At 57.6% G+C, this 17,589-nt stretch carries 17 protein-coding genes and 1 riboswitch; of the genes, 16 read left to right on the top strand and 1 reads right to left on the bottom strand.

Annotated features, from left to right (window positions below; genetic code table 11):
* Nucleotides 1-32: 32 nt before the first annotated feature.
* Nucleotides 33-773 (top strand): tRNA pseudouridine(38-40) synthase TruA, encoded by a 741-nt coding sequence (truA, locus tag ACULM0_RS07960; RefSeq protein ID WP_463677018.1) that lies wholly within the window; start codon nucleotides 33-35, stop codon nucleotides 771-773.
* A gap of 56 nt (nucleotides 774-829) precedes the next feature.
* Here truA and ACULM0_RS07955 read toward each other — a convergent pair whose 3' ends face one another.
* On the bottom strand, nucleotides 830-2,581 hold the full coding sequence (locus ACULM0_RS07955; RefSeq protein ID WP_463677017.1) for a GGDEF domain-containing protein: 1,752 nt from the start codon (nucleotides 2,579-2,581) through the stop codon (nucleotides 830-832).
* Between the two features lie 145 nt (nucleotides 2,582-2,726).
* Between ACULM0_RS07955 and ACULM0_RS07950 the strand changes: the two genes are divergently transcribed.
* The 15 genes from ACULM0_RS07950 to ACULM0_RS07880 all read left to right on the top strand — a co-directional run bounded on the left by ACULM0_RS07950 (nucleotide 2,727) and on the right by ACULM0_RS07880 (nucleotide 17,579).
* Nucleotides 2,727-3,398, top strand: coding sequence for a TetR/AcrR family transcriptional regulator (locus ACULM0_RS07950; RefSeq protein WP_463677016.1), 672 nt, complete (start codon nucleotides 2,727-2,729; stop codon nucleotides 3,396-3,398).
* A complete protein-coding gene (locus ACULM0_RS07945) occupies nucleotides 3,395-4,099 on the top strand; it encodes an ABC transporter ATP-binding protein (protein ID WP_463677015.1) in 705 nt (234 codons plus the stop codon). Before ACULM0_RS07950 ends, ACULM0_RS07945 begins: the two co-directional genes overlap by 4 nt.
* Nucleotides 4,099-6,447, top strand: a complete 2,349-nt coding sequence (locus ACULM0_RS07940; RefSeq protein WP_463677014.1) for an ABC transporter permease — start codon at nucleotides 4,099-4,101, stop codon at nucleotides 6,445-6,447. Before ACULM0_RS07945 ends, ACULM0_RS07940 begins: the two co-directional genes overlap by 1 nt.
* Before the next feature lie 13 nt (nucleotides 6,448-6,460).
* Nucleotides 6,461-7,702: an efflux RND transporter periplasmic adaptor subunit gene (locus tag ACULM0_RS07935; protein WP_463677013.1), complete on the top strand. Its 1,242-nt coding sequence runs from the start codon at nucleotides 6,461-6,463 to the stop codon at nucleotides 7,700-7,702.
* Nucleotides 7,703-7,813: 111 nt separating this feature from the next.
* Nucleotides 7,814-8,845, top strand: coding sequence for a sensor histidine kinase (locus ACULM0_RS07930; RefSeq protein ID WP_463677012.1), 1,032 nt, complete (start codon nucleotides 7,814-7,816; stop codon nucleotides 8,843-8,845).
* A gap of 132 nt (nucleotides 8,846-8,977) precedes the next feature.
* On the top strand, nucleotides 8,978-9,517 hold the full coding sequence (locus tag ACULM0_RS07925) for a hypothetical protein (protein ID WP_463677011.1): 540 nt from the start codon (nucleotides 8,978-8,980) through the stop codon (nucleotides 9,515-9,517).
* Between the two features lie 75 nt (nucleotides 9,518-9,592).
* Nucleotides 9,593-10,288, top strand: coding sequence for an ABC transporter ATP-binding protein (locus ACULM0_RS07920; RefSeq protein WP_463677010.1), 696 nt, complete (start codon nucleotides 9,593-9,595; stop codon nucleotides 10,286-10,288).
* Between the two features lie 6 nt (nucleotides 10,289-10,294).
* Nucleotides 10,295-11,266 carry an ABC transporter substrate-binding protein gene (locus ACULM0_RS07915; RefSeq protein ID WP_463677009.1) on the top strand — a complete coding sequence of 324 codons (972 nt, stop codon included), beginning with the start codon at nucleotides 10,295-10,297 and terminating at the stop codon, nucleotides 11,264-11,266.
* A complete protein-coding gene (locus tag ACULM0_RS07910) occupies nucleotides 11,247-11,987 on the top strand; it encodes an ABC transporter permease (RefSeq protein ID WP_463677008.1) in 741 nt (246 codons plus the stop codon). Before ACULM0_RS07915 ends, ACULM0_RS07910 begins: the two co-directional genes overlap by 20 nt.
* A 60-nt stretch (nucleotides 11,988-12,047) precedes the next feature.
* Nucleotides 12,048-12,228, top strand: a riboswitch (cobalamin riboswitch).
* A 115-nt stretch (nucleotides 12,229-12,343) separates the two neighbouring features.
* On the top strand, nucleotides 12,344-13,321 hold the full coding sequence (locus ACULM0_RS07905) for an ABC transporter substrate-binding protein (protein ID WP_463677007.1): 978 nt from the start codon (nucleotides 12,344-12,346) through the stop codon (nucleotides 13,319-13,321).
* Entirely contained in the window at nucleotides 13,321-14,313 is a 993-nt protein-coding gene (locus ACULM0_RS07900) for a FecCD family ABC transporter permease (protein WP_463677006.1), read from the top strand. Before ACULM0_RS07905 ends, ACULM0_RS07900 begins: the two co-directional genes overlap by 1 nt.
* 4 nt (nucleotides 14,314-14,317) lie before the next feature.
* The gene (locus ACULM0_RS07895; RefSeq protein WP_463677005.1) at nucleotides 14,318-15,106 is read left to right on the top strand and encodes a heme ABC transporter ATP-binding protein; all 789 of its coding nucleotides are present in this window, start codon (nucleotides 14,318-14,320) and stop codon (nucleotides 15,104-15,106) included.
* Nucleotides 15,107-15,143: 37 nt separating this feature from the next.
* On the top strand, nucleotides 15,144-15,500 hold the full coding sequence (locus ACULM0_RS07890) for a hypothetical protein (RefSeq protein ID WP_463677004.1): 357 nt from the start codon (nucleotides 15,144-15,146) through the stop codon (nucleotides 15,498-15,500).
* A 16-nt stretch (nucleotides 15,501-15,516) separates the two neighbouring features.
* Nucleotides 15,517-16,293 (top strand): inositol monophosphatase family protein, encoded by a 777-nt coding sequence (locus ACULM0_RS07885; RefSeq protein ID WP_463677003.1) that lies wholly within the window; start codon nucleotides 15,517-15,519, stop codon nucleotides 16,291-16,293.
* A gap of 59 nt (nucleotides 16,294-16,352) precedes the next feature.
* On the top strand, nucleotides 16,353-17,579 hold the full coding sequence (locus tag ACULM0_RS07880) for a hypothetical protein (protein WP_463677002.1): 1,227 nt from the start codon (nucleotides 16,353-16,355) through the stop codon (nucleotides 17,577-17,579).
* Nucleotides 17,580-17,589: the final 10 nt, after the last annotated feature.

The following is a 17,589-nucleotide window of genomic DNA, read 5'->3' as shown; positions in this document are numbered from 1 at the left end:
CGGACGGCCTCTTTTCCTTTGAAGGGAAAAAGATGATGACGATTAAATTGACCATAGCTTACGATGGCACGACCTACGACGGTTGGCAGCGGAACCATAAGAAGGATACAGTCCAGGGGCGCATCGAAAATGTGCTTTCCAAGCACTTCGGCGAACCCATTGAGATCGTGGGTTCCGGTCGCACCGATGCCGGTGTCCACGCCTGGGGGCAAGTAGCCAGCTTCAACGTAAATGGCGACGTGGACCCCACGGCGCTCAGAGACCACATGAACCTGTACCTACCCGAGGCGATCCGCATTCGTTCTGTGGCCATCGCAGAGGACCGCTTCCACGCTCGCTACGCGGTGGTCGCAAAGGTTTACCGCTACCAGATTGACTTGGGCGATGTCTACGATCCCCTGCGCCGCCACCTGAGCCATCACCATCCCGAGTCGCTCGACCTTTCGGCCATGCGGGCGGCCGCCGTGCATCTCGTCGGCACCCACGATTTCTCCAGTTTCACACAGATGAAATCCAAGAAGAAATCGCGCGTCCGTAAGCTCGATGCCATCGACATCGAACGTGAGGGGACGCTCCTCACGATCAAGTTCACCGGAGAGGGATTCCTCTACAAGATGGTGCGGATCCTCGTGGGGACCCTCCTGGAAGTGGGTATCGGTGTCCGCAGACCCCAGGACATGGCTGTGATCTTGGCGAAAAAAGACCGTAATTTCGCGGGCGAAACGGCCCCCGCCAAAGGTCTCACCCTCGAGCGGGTGGACTACGGCGCATAAGAGAAGTCCCGCCCTCTCCCCGGCATGCCGGGAGAGGGCGGGACTTTTTTTTCGAGTTATCCGCTGGCACTGATGGTTCTCTCGATCTGACGGATGACCACCGCGCTCCCCCGGACCCGCTTGGCGGCGGATTTGACCTCGCCCATGGACTTGGCCAGATTTTCCGGCGAACGGAAGGACTTCAGATCCCCATAGACCCCGGCGATGGAGAGGGACGTCAGGGGGAAGAGCCGCTCAATTCCATCCCGGTCCTTGGCGATGAGCGAACGTCGCTCGAGGTCCTTCGCATCGAAGTAGGGTTGGATCTGTTCGTCGAAGCGCCGCGTGATTTCCTTGCAAATCTGCTGGTACTGTCCGTAGGAGGCGTCGATGATAAAGAGAAAGTCATCCCCGCCGATGTGGCCGATGAAACTGTTGTAGGGAAAGGCCCTCTTGATCGTATCGCTGAGGAGTTCGGCTGTCATCCGGATGATCTGGTCGCCCAGCTCGAACCCGTACTTATCATTGTAGACCTTGAAGGAGTCCAGATCGGCGTAAAAGACCCCCGTGGTCTCGTTGTTATAGGTCACGATGTCCCGGAGCGTCCGGTTGATGATGGGATTTCCGGGAAGCGAGGTCAGGGGGTTGAGCTCCCGGTTGTAGTTCTTCTCGTACCGGATGATGTAATCGAGGAGCTTCTTCATGGGAATCATCCCGCTGTAGGCGGCTCCTCGGGTCACGATGATATCATCGTAAAGATGTTCGTCCTTCCGGTCCATGGCCAGCTTGGCCACCTGCTGGATGGGGGCATAGGCATCGACAACGAGCGGCCGGTCGTCCATTAAGAGGTGCGCCGGGCGGTTGATGAAAAGGCTGAACCCATGCATCTTGGCCAGGGAGGCATCCAGGCGACTGCGCATCAATAGCCCCGCCGGCTTGCCCCGGCCGTCGATCAGGGCCACGCCCTGACAAGCCTCGTTGGCATCGAGATAGGCCCGCACCTCTCGCACCTTGAGATCCATGGAGAAGGCGGGATAGGTTTCTAGGATCGTGTGGGCGTGGTGGTAGTCTGCGGAGTAGGTGCGCAGGTTCTCCTGTAGACGCTGCTCCGTTCGAATGAGCGCAAGCAGATCGTCGTCGATAGGGGAGGGTTCGATCTCAGGTCTTCCGATGAGAAATCCCTGTGCGTACTCCACGCCCAGGTGGATGAGCATCTTGAGTTCGGCCAGTGTTTCCACGCCCTCAGCGATGATGATGGTCTGCTGCTCTTTCGATGTGGTGACCATGGCCTTGACCAGGGACTGCTTGTAGGAGTCCCTTTCGATGTGGCGGATCAGGGACATGTCGATCTTGATGTAACTCGGGCGGATGCGCTGGAGAGTATCCAGTCCGCTGAAGCCCTTACCGAAGTCATCGATAGCAAGACGCGCCCCGGACTCAAGATAAGGAGACAATCCCTGGAGAAAACGACCGGGATCGAGTACCTGGTGCTTCTCCGTCAGTTCGAAGACGACATGGTCCAGCGTAAAGGCGGATAAAAAGGTCAGCTCGCCGCGTTCCACCTGCTTGGGACAGAGATTCAAAAATAGACGTTGGTCCTTTTTTGCGGGCGATCGCTCGAGGGCCCGCTGCATCATCAGGGCATGCAGGGGGCCACTGAGCCCGGCCTGCGCGGCCGCTTCGATTAAGTGCAGGGGACTGTGTAGTGTGCCTTCCCTGGGACCGCGCGTCAAGGCCTCGTATCCATGCACGGCACCATCCTTTAGATCGAGAATCGGTTGATAATGGGTGGTGATCTGTCGCTCGCGGAGTACGGTTTCGATAGTCATGGAATCCCCCTCTACTCATGTTACCTTCAGGATAGCCTAAGTTTCTTAAACTTAAGCGAAATTTAGGTAAAATCTTGTTTCTCGATTGAAAAAAGGGTAAAATCATCGTATAGACCGACGGTCGGTCGGTAGGGAGGTGACGGCATTGGCATCACAAGAAGACAATAAGAGGGAACAGATCATCCAGAAGGCCAAGGTACTGTTCATCAGAGAGGGATATGACAAGGCACGTGTGAACCACATCATCTCGGAACTGGGGATCGCCAAGGGAACCTTCTACCATTATTTTTCATCAAAACTCGACCTGCTCGATGCAGTGATCTCGGAGATGCTGGCAGAAGTCTACCGGGAGATGACAGAGAAGATCCAGGAAGAGCCCGGGGCCGTGGGGAGATTGAACCGATTCTTCGCCGGTATCGCCGAGTGGAAGCTTCAGCACATCGATTTTTTTAAAAGCATAGGCGACGAGATCTACGACGATCACAACACCCTGTTCAAAAAGAAGCTTCTCGGTGGCTTTGCCGACGAGACCATCCCGATTCTAGCCGTGATCTTTGAAGAGGGCAAGGAGGAGGGCATCTTTCAGATCAGCGACGGCCAGATCACGGCCGAGCTCGTCATGGAATTTCTCTTCAGTTACGGTGAGCGGATGAACGATGCCTACCACGAATACGCAACGAACCCACAGGCGTTGATTCTTCGACTCAAAACCTTCAACGAGAGCATCAATCGCATCCTAGGGACACCACCCGGAACCGTCGAGCTGTTCCAGGTGAGCCGTGTGGATGAATTTACCGGTGGGGAGGTGACAACATGAGTGAAATCTTAACCGTACGCGATCTTGTCAAACACTATCAGATGGGCGAGGTCACGGTGAAGGCCCTCGAGGGCGACAGCTTCGATGTTATCGAGGGAGAATTTATCGTGGTCCTCGGGCCCTCTGGCTCGGGCAAGAGCACCCTGCTCAATATCCTCGGGGGCATGGACAAGCCCACCAGCGGTTCGGTCACCTTTCGGGGGGAACCGATTCATACCTACGACGATAAGAAACTAACGGGCTACCGACGGGACCGCGTGGGCTTCGTCTTTCAGTTCTACAACCTCATGGCCAATCTCACGGCCAGGGAGAATGTGGAGCTGGCCACGGAGATCTGTCAAGATCCCCTCGAGATCGACGAAGTCATGGCAGATGTGGGCCTGATGGACCGGGCCGATCACTTTCCCTCTCAAATGTCCGGTGGGGAACAGCAGCGCGTGGCCATCGCCCGCGCCGTGGCCAAGAATCCGGACCTGCTCCTTTGTGACGAGCCCACCGGGGCCCTGGACTACGAGACGGGAATCAAGATTCTCAAGCTCCTCTCCGAGGTCAACCAGAAATACGGTAAGACCGTGATGGTCATCACACACAATGCCGCCATCGGACGCATGGCCGATCGCGTGATCAAGATGCGCTCGGGTAAGATCACCGACATCCAAGTGAACGAAGAGAAAGCGGCGGCCGAAGGGATTGAGTGGTAATGCGTATGCTGAACAAACGGCTCCTGAGGTTGATCAAGGAGTCGAAATCCCAGTACATCGCCATCGCCATGGTCATCATCTTCGGGATCATGGCCTACATCGCCTTCCGACACGCGATTCTCAACCTCGAGACCTCGGTGGACTATTATTATGAGGAGAATAATTTCTCCGATGTGATTGTCCAGGTTCCAGGGGCCTCCGACCGTGATGTCCGCACGCTCTCCAGGCTGGAGGGGGTGAAGGGGATCGAGGGTCGCATCGTCCGGGATGTGTACTTTGATACAGAAGAGGAAGAAGACCGCGTGAAGCTCCGCTTGATTTCCCTGACACCGGAGAATGAAGTGAACAGCCTCTACCTCCACGAAGGGAAACCTTCTCTCGGATCAGACGATGACATCTACCTCATCGATATGTTCTACGATGCCAACGGATATCAACTCGGCGATACCGTGGACCTCCGCATCGCGGGCGCCGTGGAAAGCTTCCGAGTGGCCGGCAAGGTCTCCTCGCCGGAATTCGTCTATCTGATGGAATCGGAACAGAGCATGCTCCCCGATGCAGAGACCTTTGGCGTCGGCTACATCAGAGAATCCTATCTGCAAAACCGGCTCGGCCTCTCCGGACACTACAACGAGATTGTGATCGATGTGGAGGAAGGCTACAGTCACGACCGTGTGGCCGACGCCGTGGAAAAAGAGCTCGCCCATCTGACGATCACCCGGATCTACACCCGGGAGACCCAGCTCAGCGCGAGCATGATCAACGAGGAGATCGAGGGCAACAAGCAGATCACCTTCCAGTTGCCCATTATCTTCCTGGGTGTGGCTGCGGTGATCCTGTCCGTGATGATCAGCCGGATCGTGAAATCGGACCGGATGGTCATCGGGATCATGAAGAGCATGGGCTATACAAACCTACAGGTGCTCGTCCACTACATGATGCTATCGGTGGTCATCGGTTTCGTGGGGGCTGTGGGGGGTATCCTCTTTGGACTTCTGGTCACGGACGGTATGACCGATCTCTACGGGGACTTTTTTGCAATCCCCTATATGACCTTTACGCTCAGGCCGCAGTTGATCCTGAGCTCCATGGCCCTCTCCCTCTCCTTTGCCGTGGTCAGCGGCGTCTTCGGCGCGAGAAAAAGCATGTCCATCATGCCATCGGAAGCCATGCGACCCGCAGCACCCAAGATCCACGGGAAACGCACGATCTTCGAACGTTTTAAGGTCTGGAAGCACATTGGCTTCACCAACAAGATCGTTATCCGCAATCTGTTGAGGAACAAGGGACGCGTGCTCTTTATCTCCATGGGCATCGCCCTCACCTACGCCATCACCCTCTACCCCATCTTCATGTGGGTGGTGATGCAAGATATGTTCTTCAACCAGTACGAAAATTTCATGACGATGGATTACAACATCAGTATAGCCCGCGGTGCCAACGAGCGGGCGGCCGATGACCTGGCCCATGATTTGAACATCAAGCACGTGGAACCCAAGGTGGAGTATCCCTTTGAGATCCAGGTGGACCACAAGACGAAAGTGGTGAGTGTGGTCGGATTGATAGAAGATACGGGTGTGTACCATTTCACCGATACCAACCGGCAAGCGATCTCCCTCCATCCGGGTGATCTCTTCATCTCGGAAAACATCGCGCTGGACATGGGAATCGAACCGGGGGACCTGATCACCTTCAACACCTACCTGCCGAACAGGGAGGACCAGCAGCTCAGGGTGACGGACCTCATCCGCCAGGATCTGGGGGCGAACATCTATATGCCCCTGGACGATATGCAGGAGCATCTCTTGGAGCCCGGCTTCATCAACGGATTTTTCATCCAGACGGACCGAGATATCATGGGAGAGCTCGAGGATTATCCAGCCTTCACGACCATCCAGACCCTAGCGGACATGCGCAAGGTCTTCGAGGAGTTCATGGGGCTGATGATCGCTTCAATCTCCACCCTGATCCTGGTGGGCGGTGGTCTTGGCTTCGTCATCGTGTATAACGCCACCATCATGACCATCAACCAGCGGCGACTGGAGTTTTCTTCTCTGCGGGTCCTCGGGATGTCGAAAAATGAAATCTTCTCGAGTCTCGTCAAGGAAAAGGCCGTCATGACCCTCATCGGGATTCTCATCGGTATACCGATCGCCCAGCAGTTGGTCGTGGCGATATCGAATACCATGAGCAGCGACCTCTTCCGGTTGGATACGCATCTTCCCACGTGGGTCCATCTGGTCACGGCGGGTCTTACGATCCTGTTCGTCCTGATCGCCCAGGCGTCAAGTTATTGGAAAATCAACCGTTTGGACTTCATCGAAGCCCTTAAGAACCGCATGAGCTAGCGAGGTGTAAAAAATGAAAAAAATCAAATGGACCAAAAAGAAAGTGATCCTGGCGGCCCTGCTCCTCGTGATCGTGTCGGCCGCGGGGTACGCGATGTTCACCGGAGATACGATCAGCGTAGAAACCCATGCCGTGGCAAAGGGGGACGTGGTGGACACCTACGACGTCACCGGTGTGATCCAGGCGGATCGAGATCGGACCTATAAGGCCACCACCTCCGCCGAGGTAGAAGAGGTAGCCATCAGCGTAGGGGAGACCGTAGCATCTGGGGAGGTGCTCGTGACCTTCGATGATGAGAGTGTACACCTGCAAAAAGAAGCCCTAGAAGCCCAGCGCGCTTCCATCCGGTACACCATGCAGGAAGCCCTGGGCCCAGCCCAGAGCGACCAGATTGCCGGCCAGCAGGCTGTGATCCGCGGTATCGACGTGGACCTGGAGGCTGCCAAAAAAGCCTTGGAAGACGCCAAGGCACTGAAGAGTGCCGGGGCCATCAGCCAAAAGGCCTTGGAAGAAGCGGAAGATCGGGTGGCGCGCCTGGAGGCCCAACGGTCTTCTGCCGTCAGCCAACTGGCCCTCCTACGAAGGCAGGCCTCCGGTAACGTGAAGGGTCAGTATGAAGCGCAGATGGCGGCCATCGACGCCGAGATCGCCGGGATCGACAAATTGATTGCCAGCGGTTACACTATCCCGGCGACCTTCGACGGCACGGTGGTGGACCTCTTCGTGGAGGTGGGTGACTTCCTGCAACCGGGTCAACCGATTGTCGAGGTTGCTGATCTCGAGACACTCGAGATCGAGGCCCGCGTACTCGCCGAGCACATCGGGGACCTTTCCTTCGACACCAAGGCCCGGATCTCGCTGGATAACGGCAATGGCTGGACATCCGCCGAGATCACGAAGATCCACCCCAAGGTCATTACCGAGGTGAGCGACCTGGGCATCGAACAACGCAAGGTGGTCGTCGAGCTACAGTTTATGGACGGGATGGAAAAGGCCGTCCTGGGCCAAGAGGTGGATGTGGAACTCGTCCTGAACGAAGGGACGGAGGTCATCCGGATACCGGATACCGCTTACTATGAGGATGGGGATAGGGCCTTCGTCTTCCTGGTCTCCGAAGGCACGCTCGAGCGTCGGGAGATCACCCTGGGCCTTGAAGGGGACAACCATGTGGAGGTCACCGAGGGTCTGGCTGTCGATGACGAGATTGTTCTTGAGATCGACAACGACCTGGAAGAAGGACTGCGCGTCGAGTGATCCCTTAGAAAAAGTGCATCACCCACCCCTGCTATTAGCAGGGGTGGGTGATTTTTGGTTAACATTTGCGATTATGGGGTAAAGTAGGGTATAGGGAGAGAGGTGGTCATATTGACTCGTACCACGAGACTGTTAGGGTCCGTACTACTGGGAGCTTTGCTCCTGATCTTCGCCTCTGTTTTTCAGAAAATGCTCATCCGGACGCCGGTATTTGAGCTAAGGGGATACATCGTCCCCGCGATTTTTGGTGCCCTTTACGGGGGTATCGTCGGCTATTTGTGGCAGGAAGCCGTGTCCTACCGCGATCATCTGGAAAACCTGGTGGCCCAACGCACGTCCACCCTTGAGCGGAAGAAGGAGGCGTTGGAAACGGCCCTCCAAGATCTCGAGCGTTACAAGGAGCGGGAGCTCTTCCGCCACAAGCGCGATGCCTTCAAGAGTTTTGTCAGCGGCATCAACCATGGATTCAACACACCACTGGGCAACCTTGTCACCTTGGAATCCTACATGCACAAACAGCTCGACGCCCTGCGCGAGGCTTGCGATGCCTCGGACAAAGAGCGGATGTCCGGACTGATCGACGAACTGAACAAAGATGTCCGGGTCATGGATGGTGATGTGCAGGCCATGATCCGGCTGATCAGCGAAATCGAAAATTCGGAGAATCTCTATGATGAGAACGCGCTCTCGCTCTTTCATCTCAAGCACTTTTTCGATCGTGTCCTCTTCAGTTACGAGAAGAATTTTTCCAGCGTTCGTTTCGTGCTACTCACCGAGGGGTGCGAACGGAAGATCTTGTCCTACGAAGCGGCTCTAGAGCGCGTCCTCAAGCATCTTCTGGACAACGCAACCCATCATGCCTTCGAGGGCATCAAGGCGCCCACGGTGACGCTGAAGGCCCGCTGCTTCGACAATGAGCTGCGCCTTTCCATCCTAGACAATGGGAGCGGCATCGCGGGCGAGCATATGGACAAGGTCTTCGATCCTTTTTTCACCACAGACCGGTCCACCAATACCGCCGGCATCGGCCTTTACCAGACACTGAACATGGTGGAGGGGCTCTTCCGCGGTTCGCTGGAGATAAAGAATCTCGATCCGGGTCTGCGCATCGATCTGGTCCTCAAGATCCACACGGCCATCTAGACCCCCAGGGGTCTATTTTTTTGAAATTATTAACAAATATTTATATGACCTTTCTGTCATACTCGTTGAATCTTAACGCCCTCAAATGGTAAAGTACAGTATGGAAAATGACCCGAAGGGAGGGCTCATCCCATGGACGGATGTCGTGAGCATTACGAACGTTTTCTAGAGAAGCAGTCTTTCAAATCAACGGAGAAACTACTAGCGGGGTTAAAATCCGGCCAGCGGATTCTCTTGGTCGGCCGGGACGAAGCTTTCGTTGCCCGCGCCCGCGACAAGGGTCTGGAGATCTTTACGACGGAGCCCGAAACCCTGTCCCGGTTTCGGGGAGACCACTTTCACCGGGTGATCATCGCCCACCGGCTCGAGTGCATCGAAGCACCGGGTGCCCTTCTCTCCGCAGCGACCTGTCTCCTGGGAGAGCGCGGGAAGCTCAGCATCCTTATGCTCTGCCACGGGGAGAAGAATCGGCTGACCGATCGTCTGCTGGAGATCGCCGGGAGCAGGATCAAACCACACCAGGCCTTCACCGTGGAGGAGGTCATGTGGCTTCTCGATGAGATGGGGCTTTTCGTGGACCGCAACGAGGTCCTCCACACCACCTACCCGGTGCAACTTTACTTAGAAACCTCCCGCGAGTATGATTCGAACCAAGCGATTGAAATTGCGTAGCCTGTTGAGGGCTGCGCTTTTTTCTCGTGGAAAAACATGTTAGAATGAGTACGTTGAAGAAAGGGGAGAAGGCCCGTGATCCGCGTGGAGAAACTGACGAAAAAATATGATACCTTGTCCGTGATCGAGGGGCTCAGCTTCTCCCTGGACCAAGGGGAAATCCTGGCCATGCTGGGACCGTCGGGTGCCGGCAAAACGACACTGATCCGCCTTTTGGCCGGTCTGGAGCACCCTTCTACCGGACGAATCGAGGGTGTCGACGGCCGCGTGGGGGTGGTCTTCCAAGAAGACCGTCTCCTCCCCTGGTACACGGCCCGGCAGAATCTTGAACTGGTCGTGGCCCCGGGACGTAGGGACCTGGTGGACACGCTTCTCGATGAGGTGGGTCTCACCGCTTTTGCCGAGGCCAAACCGGCGGCGCTCTCCGGCGGTATGCGACAGCGACTTTCCCTGGCCAGAGCCTTCGCCCACGAACCCGCGCTCCTTTTGATGGATGAACCCTTTCAGTCCCTGGATGTGGGGACCAAGGACCGCATGCTCGCACTTTTTTTACAACTCTTCCGCCACTACCGGCCGGCGGTCCTCTTCGTCAGCCACGATGTGGAGGAGGCCATCCAAGTGGCCGACCGTCTCCTCGTTGCCAGCGACCGACCGCTGGTGGAACGAGCGACCTATGAACTGGGCGCCCATGATCGGGGGCCCGATCGGCTTACGCGTACCGATTACCTCGAGATCAAAGCGTCCGTCACCGAACGGATCAAGAAAGGTTGATGTCCCGTGAAAAAGAATGTACTTATCCTCCTGATGGTTTTCGTGCTTGCCACCAGCCTCCTGGCCGGTTGTCAGCAGACACCTGATTACGAAGGCAAGACCTTCCACGTGGTCGTGCCCAATGGGACGCCTGTGCTTGCACTGGCCAAGGCCATCGCCGAAGAGACCCAGTTCGTCGAGGGTGCCACGATCACCTATGAGATCGTGATGTCCACAGATCTCCTGGTGGCCAAGCTTGTCAACGGCGAGGCGGACTTCGCCGTGGCCCCCACGAATCTGGCGGCCAAGCTGTACAACGACGGCCTACCGTACCGCCTGGCTTCCGTGGATGTTTGGGGCAACCTGTACATCGCCGGACCCGAACCGATTGAAGATGTGAATGTATTAAAGGGTCAGACGATCAACATGATCGGTCAGAACCTGTCGCCGGATATTTTATTCCGCTATATTCTTTCACAAAAGGGGCTCGATCCCGAAACCGACGTGACCCTCAATTACGTGACCGGTGCCACAGAGCTGGCACCACTCTTCATCTCTGGACAGGTGAACTACTCCATGATGCCAGAGCCCATGCTCACCGCGGTGATGGGAAAGGCCCCCGACACCCAGATTGCCATGGACCTTCAGGAAGCCTGGCGCGAGGTCACTGGCCTCGAGACGTCCTATCCCCAGGCGGGTTTGCTCGTTAAGGATGAGATCGCGGACAATTACCCCGAGATCCTCGAGGGCATGCAGGCGACCCTGGCGGAGAGTGTGACCTATGCGAACGAAAATCCCGAGGAGACGGGTGCGCTGATGGAAGCGCTCGAGACCGGCATGCAGGGTCCGCTGGTGGCCGCCAGTATGCCGCGAAACAACCTCGAGCATCGAGAGGCCACTGAGGTCCAAGAAGCCCTGATGGCTTACTACCAAGTGCTCTACGATTTCAATCCCGCCAGTATCGGGGGGAGTCTACCCGATGAAGGCCTTTTCCAGTGATCGACTGCCGCTCTTTCTCGCTTCGCTAGGGTTTATCCTCCTCTGGCAGCTTGCCGCTACTTTGGTGGGTCAGCCGATTTTGCTCCCCTCTCCGGTGGAAACGCTGGTGGTCCTCGGGCAGATGATCCCCAGTCCCAAGCTCTATGGACACGTGGGGGCCACGCTCCTTAGGAGCCTGATCGCCCTGGTTCTTTCCTTTGGTCTGGCCTTGACCGGCGCAGCCGCTGCCTATGCAAGGCGGGGGGTTCGACTCTTCTTAAGACCACTGCTCCTCACCATAAGGAGCGTTCCCACCATTGCGGTGATCCTGTTGGCCCTGATCTGGTTGCAGTCCTCACGTGCCCCGCTCTTTGTGGGCTTCTTGATTCTCTTTCCCACGCTCTACGAAACGCTGCTCGCCGGTTTCGACGGTATCGATATCCGTCTGATCGAGATGGTCCGGTCCTTCGGGCTGGACCGGAAAAAACGGTGGCGGGCTCTTTATTTACCGGCCATCGGCGGTGCCATTCGCGCTGCGATCCGTACCGGTGCGGGCCTTGGACTCAAGGTGATTATCGCCGCCGAGGTCCTCAGCCAGCCTCGATCGGGAATCGGTGCGGCCATGCACCTCGAGAAGATTTACCTGAATACAGCGGGTGTCTTCGCTTGGGCGCTCGTGGCGGTGCTCGTCGCCGGCCTGATGGAGAGGGGCTTCGATCTGCTACTCTACCGCCGGGTGTGAAAGGGCTTGCCTTTTCCCCGGGATGTAACGTATAATGGGCCCGAGGCCACACAATAAAAAGCATCATACGCTAGGGTGAGTGTCCGAGAGGACTTCATTGGGAAACCGGTGCAATGCCGGTGCAGCCCCCGCTACTGTAAGCGCAGACGACCCCCGAGAGACCACTGAAGCCATCGCTTTGGGAAGGCCGGGATTAGGATGACGCGCGAGCCAGGAGACCAGCTCCCCTAGATCGACACGATTTCGGAGGGAAAAACCGTGCACAAGTAATCTTTGCTTGTTAATCTAAGACTCCGACTTTGTGGGGTCTTTTTTTCATGTGACGAAAACTTTTAGAAAACGAAGGAGAGATTGACATGCGTAAACTGATCTGGTTGTTCATGATGACACTGGTTCTGGCGGGCCTGCTCGCCGGATGCACCACCGAGGCCACACCGGCCGATACCGTTGAGCCCGAGGCTCCTGCAGCGCAAGAATCGATAGAAGATGAGGGGGCAGAGGAGACCTCCGGATCTCGCTATCCCATGGTGATCACCGATTCCAACGGTCGCGCCGTGACCATCGAGGAGAAGCCGGAGCGCGTGGTCAGCGTGGCCCCGAGCATCACCGAGACGATTTTTGCCCTGGACCGGGCGGACCTTCTGGTGGGCCGCACGGACTACTGTGACTACCCGGCGGAAGTCTCCGAGATCGACTCTGTCGGCCTCTTGTCCGACCCCAGCCTCGAGACCATCACGGCCCTCGACCCCGATCTGATCATCGCCTCCACTCATTTCAAAGAAGAGGTGCTACACAATCTGGAGGACCTGGGTTTCACCGTGGTCGTCCTCTACGGACCGAGTTCTTTCGAGGGCGCCTACGAGACCATCGAGAAGGTGGGGACTGTGCTCGACGCGAGCGATAAGGCCGACGAATTGATCGCGGGTATGCAGGCAACCGTCGCCGAAGTGACAGAGCGCGTCTCCGGGCTGGAGAAACCACCCGTCTACTACGTGGTGGGCTTCGGTGAGTACGGTGACTACACGGCCACAGGGGACACCTTTATCTCCGATATGATCGCTATGGCCGGTGGAGAAAACGTGGCAGCCGATGCCACGGGCTGGAAGTACTCTCTGGAGACCCTCATGGAAAAGGATCCCGAGGTCGTTTTCATCTCGGCCTTTGGTGATGTCGTCGAGACCTTCTCTCAAACCGAAGGTTATAAAGAGCTCTCCGCCGTAGAAAACAACCGCGTACTCCCTATCGATAACAACACGCTCGATCGCCAAGGCCCCCGTCTCGCCGAGGGACTCGAGTCCATGGCCCGCCTGATCCACCCCGGGGCCTTCGAATAGTGGCCCGGGGGACCAGGGCCGTCATCGGGTTGGCCCTGGCCCTCCTCTTTTTCGTGGTCCTGGCCACGACCTTCGGGGCCGCCCGTATCAGCTTCATCGACGCCCTAGGTATTCTGTTCACCGGTTCGAGCACCGAGCCCATGCATGTGAAGATCCTCTGGTCGATTCGTCTGCCCAGGGTCCTGCTCGCCGGACTCGTGGGGATGGGGCTGGCCATCAGCGGGACCACCTACCAGGGGCTGTTTAAGAATCCCATGGCCGAACCCTACGTCCTGGGGGTCTCCTCTGGGGCCGCGCTGGGGGCCACCTTGGCCATCATCACTTTTGGCGAGCGCACGGTGGCCGGGCTCTCCACGATCACCTTCTTCGCTTTCACAGGGGCACTGCTGACGATTTTTATCGTCTACCAGATCGCCGGGGTGGACAAGCGCCGGAGTGTAGGGACACTACTTCTTGCGGGAATCGCCATCAGTTTCTTTCTGTCGGCCATGATCTCCCTGATGATGATCCTCAACCGCGAGGCCATCGAGAAGGTGTACCTGTGGACCATGGGTAGCGTATCCGCGGCGAACTGGCGGAAGGTGACGCTACTCACCCCGCTTATCCTCGTCGGTACAGGAGCCACCTGTCTGTTCTCCCGCGACCTCAACGTGATGCTCACGGGGGACAACGAGGCCAAGAGCCTGGGGATCGAGGTGGAGACGGTCCGCCGCATCCTGCTGGGAATCACTTCCCTCATGGTGGCCGGAGCGGTATCCATGAGCGGGATCATCGGTTTCGTGGGACTCATCGTCCCGCACACCCTCAGGATTCTGATCGGATCGGACCACCGCTACCTGCTCCCGGCCTCGGCCCTGGGCGGCGCCTTGTTTTTGATCCTCACGGACACCATCGCCCGTTCCATCATCCCGCCGGCCGAGATACCGGTCGGTGCCATCACGGCGCTCTTCGGCGCCCCCTACTTTATCTTCCTGCTATTGAGAAAGAGGTGAGTTCATGTCCATTGCCATTCATGTCGATCGACTGACCTTCGGTTATCGAGAGGAGCCGATCTTGAAGACCCTCTCCCTGGATTTTGAAGAGGGGGGCTTCTACGCGATCGTGGGCCCCAACGGGTCGGGGAAGACGACGCTCCTGAAGAATTTGCTCCGTCATCTGACCCCTTCCTCCGGTCGGGTGCGCATCGGCGGCGACGACCTCGCGAAACTCCGCCAAAAGGAACTGGCCCAGCGCATCGCCTCGGTCCCCCAGCAGGCGGATACGCAGCACGACTTCACCTGCAGTGAGATCGTCCTCATGGGTCGGACCCCCTATCTCGGTCGCTTCGTCCGGTCGGGTCCCGAGGAGGAGCGTATCGTACGAGAGGCCATGGAGACGACGAACACCTGGCACCTGAGAAAGGCGCGCCTGTGCGATGTGAGCGGTGGTGAGCGCCAGCGCGTGATCATCGCTCGGGCCATCGCCCAGCGGGCCAAGATCATGCTGCTCGACGAACCCATCTCCAACCTGGATATCCACCACCAGGTGCAGGTGCTTGATACGGTCAAAAGCCTGTGCCTGGCGGAAGGGATCACAGTGATCTGCGTCCTCCACGATCTGAACCTAGCGGCCCAGTATGCCGACCGTATGGTGCTCCTGGCAGAGGGACGCGTGGTGAGGGAGGGGACTCCTCAGGAGGTCATGGAGGCCGGGACGCTGGCGGGTGTCTACGGTAGCCACTTCCAGGTCATCGACCACCCCCTGACGGGGACCCCGCTGATTCTGCCGATGAGCCAGATCAGTTAGGACGTGGTATAATGGGCTTGAAAGGAGCTGAGAGCCCATGCGCGTGGAAGATCTCCATACTTACGAGACGGTTTTGATAGAAGAAGACAAGGAATCGGTGCTAGTGGCCGAGGTCAAACTCAACCGTGCCACCCTGATCACCCGGGTGGTGGACGATGAGGTGGGTTACCGGCTGGAGGTACCGCAGAAGGATGCCGAAGTGGCCAGGACCATTCTCTCCGGTGTGGAGGAAGTGATCACACCGCACCGACCGCTTTTCCACCACCGACCCGCTCCCCATCAGCGGGAGATGCCGGTCACCAAAGGACGTTACAAGTGGATTCTAATCTTGGCGGTCATCCTGATCCTCGTCCTCCTCGTTTTGCGCCTGGCCCCTCTCGCCGCACCCGCGTAAGGAAAGGAAGTTCGATATGCCTATCACATTAGCAGCACTCATCGAAGCCGCCCAAGGGGCGGGAGCCATGATCCGAGAGGGCTTGAAAGAGCCGCTCACCATCGATCGGAAGGGCACCTACGATTTCGTGACGGATTACGATGTCAAGGTAGAGAAGTACCTGAAGAAGCGCCTCATGCCCCTCGATGACAGCCTCACCTGGGTGGGCGAAGAGACCCAAGAGGACATCGGGACGCTGGAGAACGCCCTGGTGGTGGATCCCATCGATGGCACGGGCAACTTCATGCATCGTCACCCCTTCGTGGCCGTGAGCATCGCCCACGTGGTAAAGGGTGAGGTGATCCGCGGGGTGGTCTACGCCCCGGTGCTCGACGAGCTGTTTTCCGCTGAAAAAGGCAAGGGCGCCCACCTGGGGTTGACCCCCATCGCCGTCAACAAGGACGCGGACCTCAGGGAGGGCCTCGTGGCCTTCGGCCTGCCCTACGATCGTTCGCTGAAGCATAAGATCTTCGACCACCTGGTACCGCTCTTCGACGAGGTACAGGGTTACCGTCGCTGTGGTGCTGCGGCCATCGATCTGTGCTTCGTGGCCTGCGGACGGTACACGGGCTATGTGGAGTACACCCTGAAGGCCTGGGATTACGCCGCGGGGATGCTGATCGTCGAGGAGGCCGGCGGACGCGTGTCCGACTGGTCGGGCGTCCACCCCGGCGTACTGCAGGAGACCACCATCGTGGCCTCCAACGGGAAAACCCACGAACGACTCTTGCCGCCCTCCGGTTCACTCAGATAACACAGCCACCTGATACGCTCGTCGTAACGAAAACGAGCGAGGAAAGGAAGCGCTGTACCATGAGAAAGACACTCTACCTAATCCTATTGATCCCCCTGTTGCTATTTGCTGGCTGCGCTCCTACCGAAGGGGAACAGCCGGAAGCTACGGAGCCCTTTGCCTTTCGCGCGGAGGAACCGCCCCACGAAGCACTGGCGCGATTGTCCGGAGCAACAGATGATGTGTTCACAGCGCATTTCGACGACTACCTCCTCTACCTCAAGCAGTACCAGGGAAAGTACCTCGAGGCGGAAGCCGCTGACGAGACCCTGGTCGAAGCCGGGTTGGCGTCCATCGAGGTGGCCGGTGAGCGGACCCTGCGCGTCGATGATGCGCTGCTTCTCAACCGATACGGCGACCGACTCGATGCTGCCGGTAACGCTTTTCTCACAAGAGAACGTGCTTTCAACCGTCTCCTCGATGAGGGGATGGACGCCACCGAGATGATCGCATTTCTCGTGGCGCTGGAGGAGGAAGGAGACCTGTACGCCGGTCGCCGTTACCAGCTGATGAGCACTACCTTTTACGAACGGATCGCCTTTGGCCTTTTCCACGGTAGCGGGGACCATCGACCCTTCGATGCCGCTACGGGGAAACTGACACCGGGCTACCGCGACCTCTATGAAGAGATCGTGGAGAGCTACGGGGATACGCACCTCGGTCAGTTCACCGCGGACTACCTTGGGATCCTCGAAACCGCTCAAGATACCTACGACCAAAAGGTGGATGAGGCGCTGCGCACCTTTTACATCGCCGGTCCCTGGACGGACCTGCGTTTTTCAGAGCATCTTTTCACCGACGAAACCCGGTATATCCGCTACCCGAAATTTGAGAGTGAGGCCCATGTTGCCCTGAACGAACGGGTGCTCGATCACTACGGTCGATACAGCGGGCACGATCCCCTGGTCTACAACTACGAGATCACCCACGTATCACCGCGGCTGCTCGGTTTCATTCTATCGGCCAACTACGGTAGTGGTGCGATGGAGGCCATCGGTTACGAACACGAGGGTATCCTGTGGGACCACGAAGAGGAAAGAGAACTCGGGCTGGAGGATCTTTTCCCCGGGGGAGACCTCACGCCGCTCGATGATCTCCTGGCCTCCGATGGGTTCCGCGAGTTACCGGCGGAGGGTGTGGATTTTCTCCTGGTAAACGAGGGGATCGTCCTCTTTCTCGAGGAGGGGGAAGTCCTCATCGGCTATCCAGAGGTCTACCCCCACCTGGATCGCGAGCTAATTTTCTAACATCGAGACG

Source organism: Halotolerantifilum yawarlongkerapense (assembly GCF_054506745.1).
Note: the sequence above shows the minus strand (reverse complement) of the source record. Positions and strands in the feature narration are given on the sequence as shown.

What these genes read in the sequence shown, in the direction of transcription:
- ACULM0_RS07895 (WP_463677005.1), top strand. Translation starts at nt 14,318, where the DNA reads ATGTCCATTGCCATTCATGTCGATCGACTGACCTTCGGTTATCGAGAG.
- ACULM0_RS07885 (WP_463677003.1), top strand. Translation starts at nt 15,517, where the DNA reads ATGCCTATCACATTAGCAGCACTCATCGAAGCCGCCCAAGGGGCGGGA.
- ACULM0_RS07945 (WP_463677015.1), top strand. Translation starts at nt 3,395, where the DNA reads ATGAGTGAAATCTTAACCGTACGCGATCTTGTCAAACACTATCAGATG.
- ACULM0_RS07880 (WP_463677002.1), top strand. Translation starts at nt 16,353, where the DNA reads ATGAGAAAGACACTCTACCTAATCCTATTGATCCCCCTGTTGCTATTT.
- ACULM0_RS07905 (WP_463677007.1), top strand. Translation starts at nt 12,344, where the DNA reads ATGCGTAAACTGATCTGGTTGTTCATGATGACACTGGTTCTGGCGGGC.
- ACULM0_RS07935 (WP_463677013.1), top strand. Translation starts at nt 6,461, where the DNA reads ATGAAAAAAATCAAATGGACCAAAAAGAAAGTGATCCTGGCGGCCCTG.
- ACULM0_RS07890 (WP_463677004.1), top strand. Translation starts at nt 15,144, where the DNA reads ATGCGCGTGGAAGATCTCCATACTTACGAGACGGTTTTGATAGAAGAA.
- ACULM0_RS07925 (WP_463677011.1), top strand. Translation starts at nt 8,978, where the DNA reads ATGGACGGATGTCGTGAGCATTACGAACGTTTTCTAGAGAAGCAGTCT.
- ACULM0_RS07955 (WP_463677017.1), bottom strand. Translation starts at nt 2,581, where the DNA reads ATGACTATCGAAACCGTACTCCGCGAGCGACAGATCACCACCCATTAT.
- ACULM0_RS07940 (WP_463677014.1), top strand. Translation starts at nt 4,099, where the DNA reads ATGCGTATGCTGAACAAACGGCTCCTGAGGTTGATCAAGGAGTCGAAA.
- truA (WP_463677018.1), top strand. Translation starts at nt 33, where the DNA reads ATGATGACGATTAAATTGACCATAGCTTACGATGGCACGACCTACGAC.
- ACULM0_RS07910 (WP_463677008.1), top strand. Translation starts at nt 11,247, where the DNA reads ATGAAGGCCTTTTCCAGTGATCGACTGCCGCTCTTTCTCGCTTCGCTA.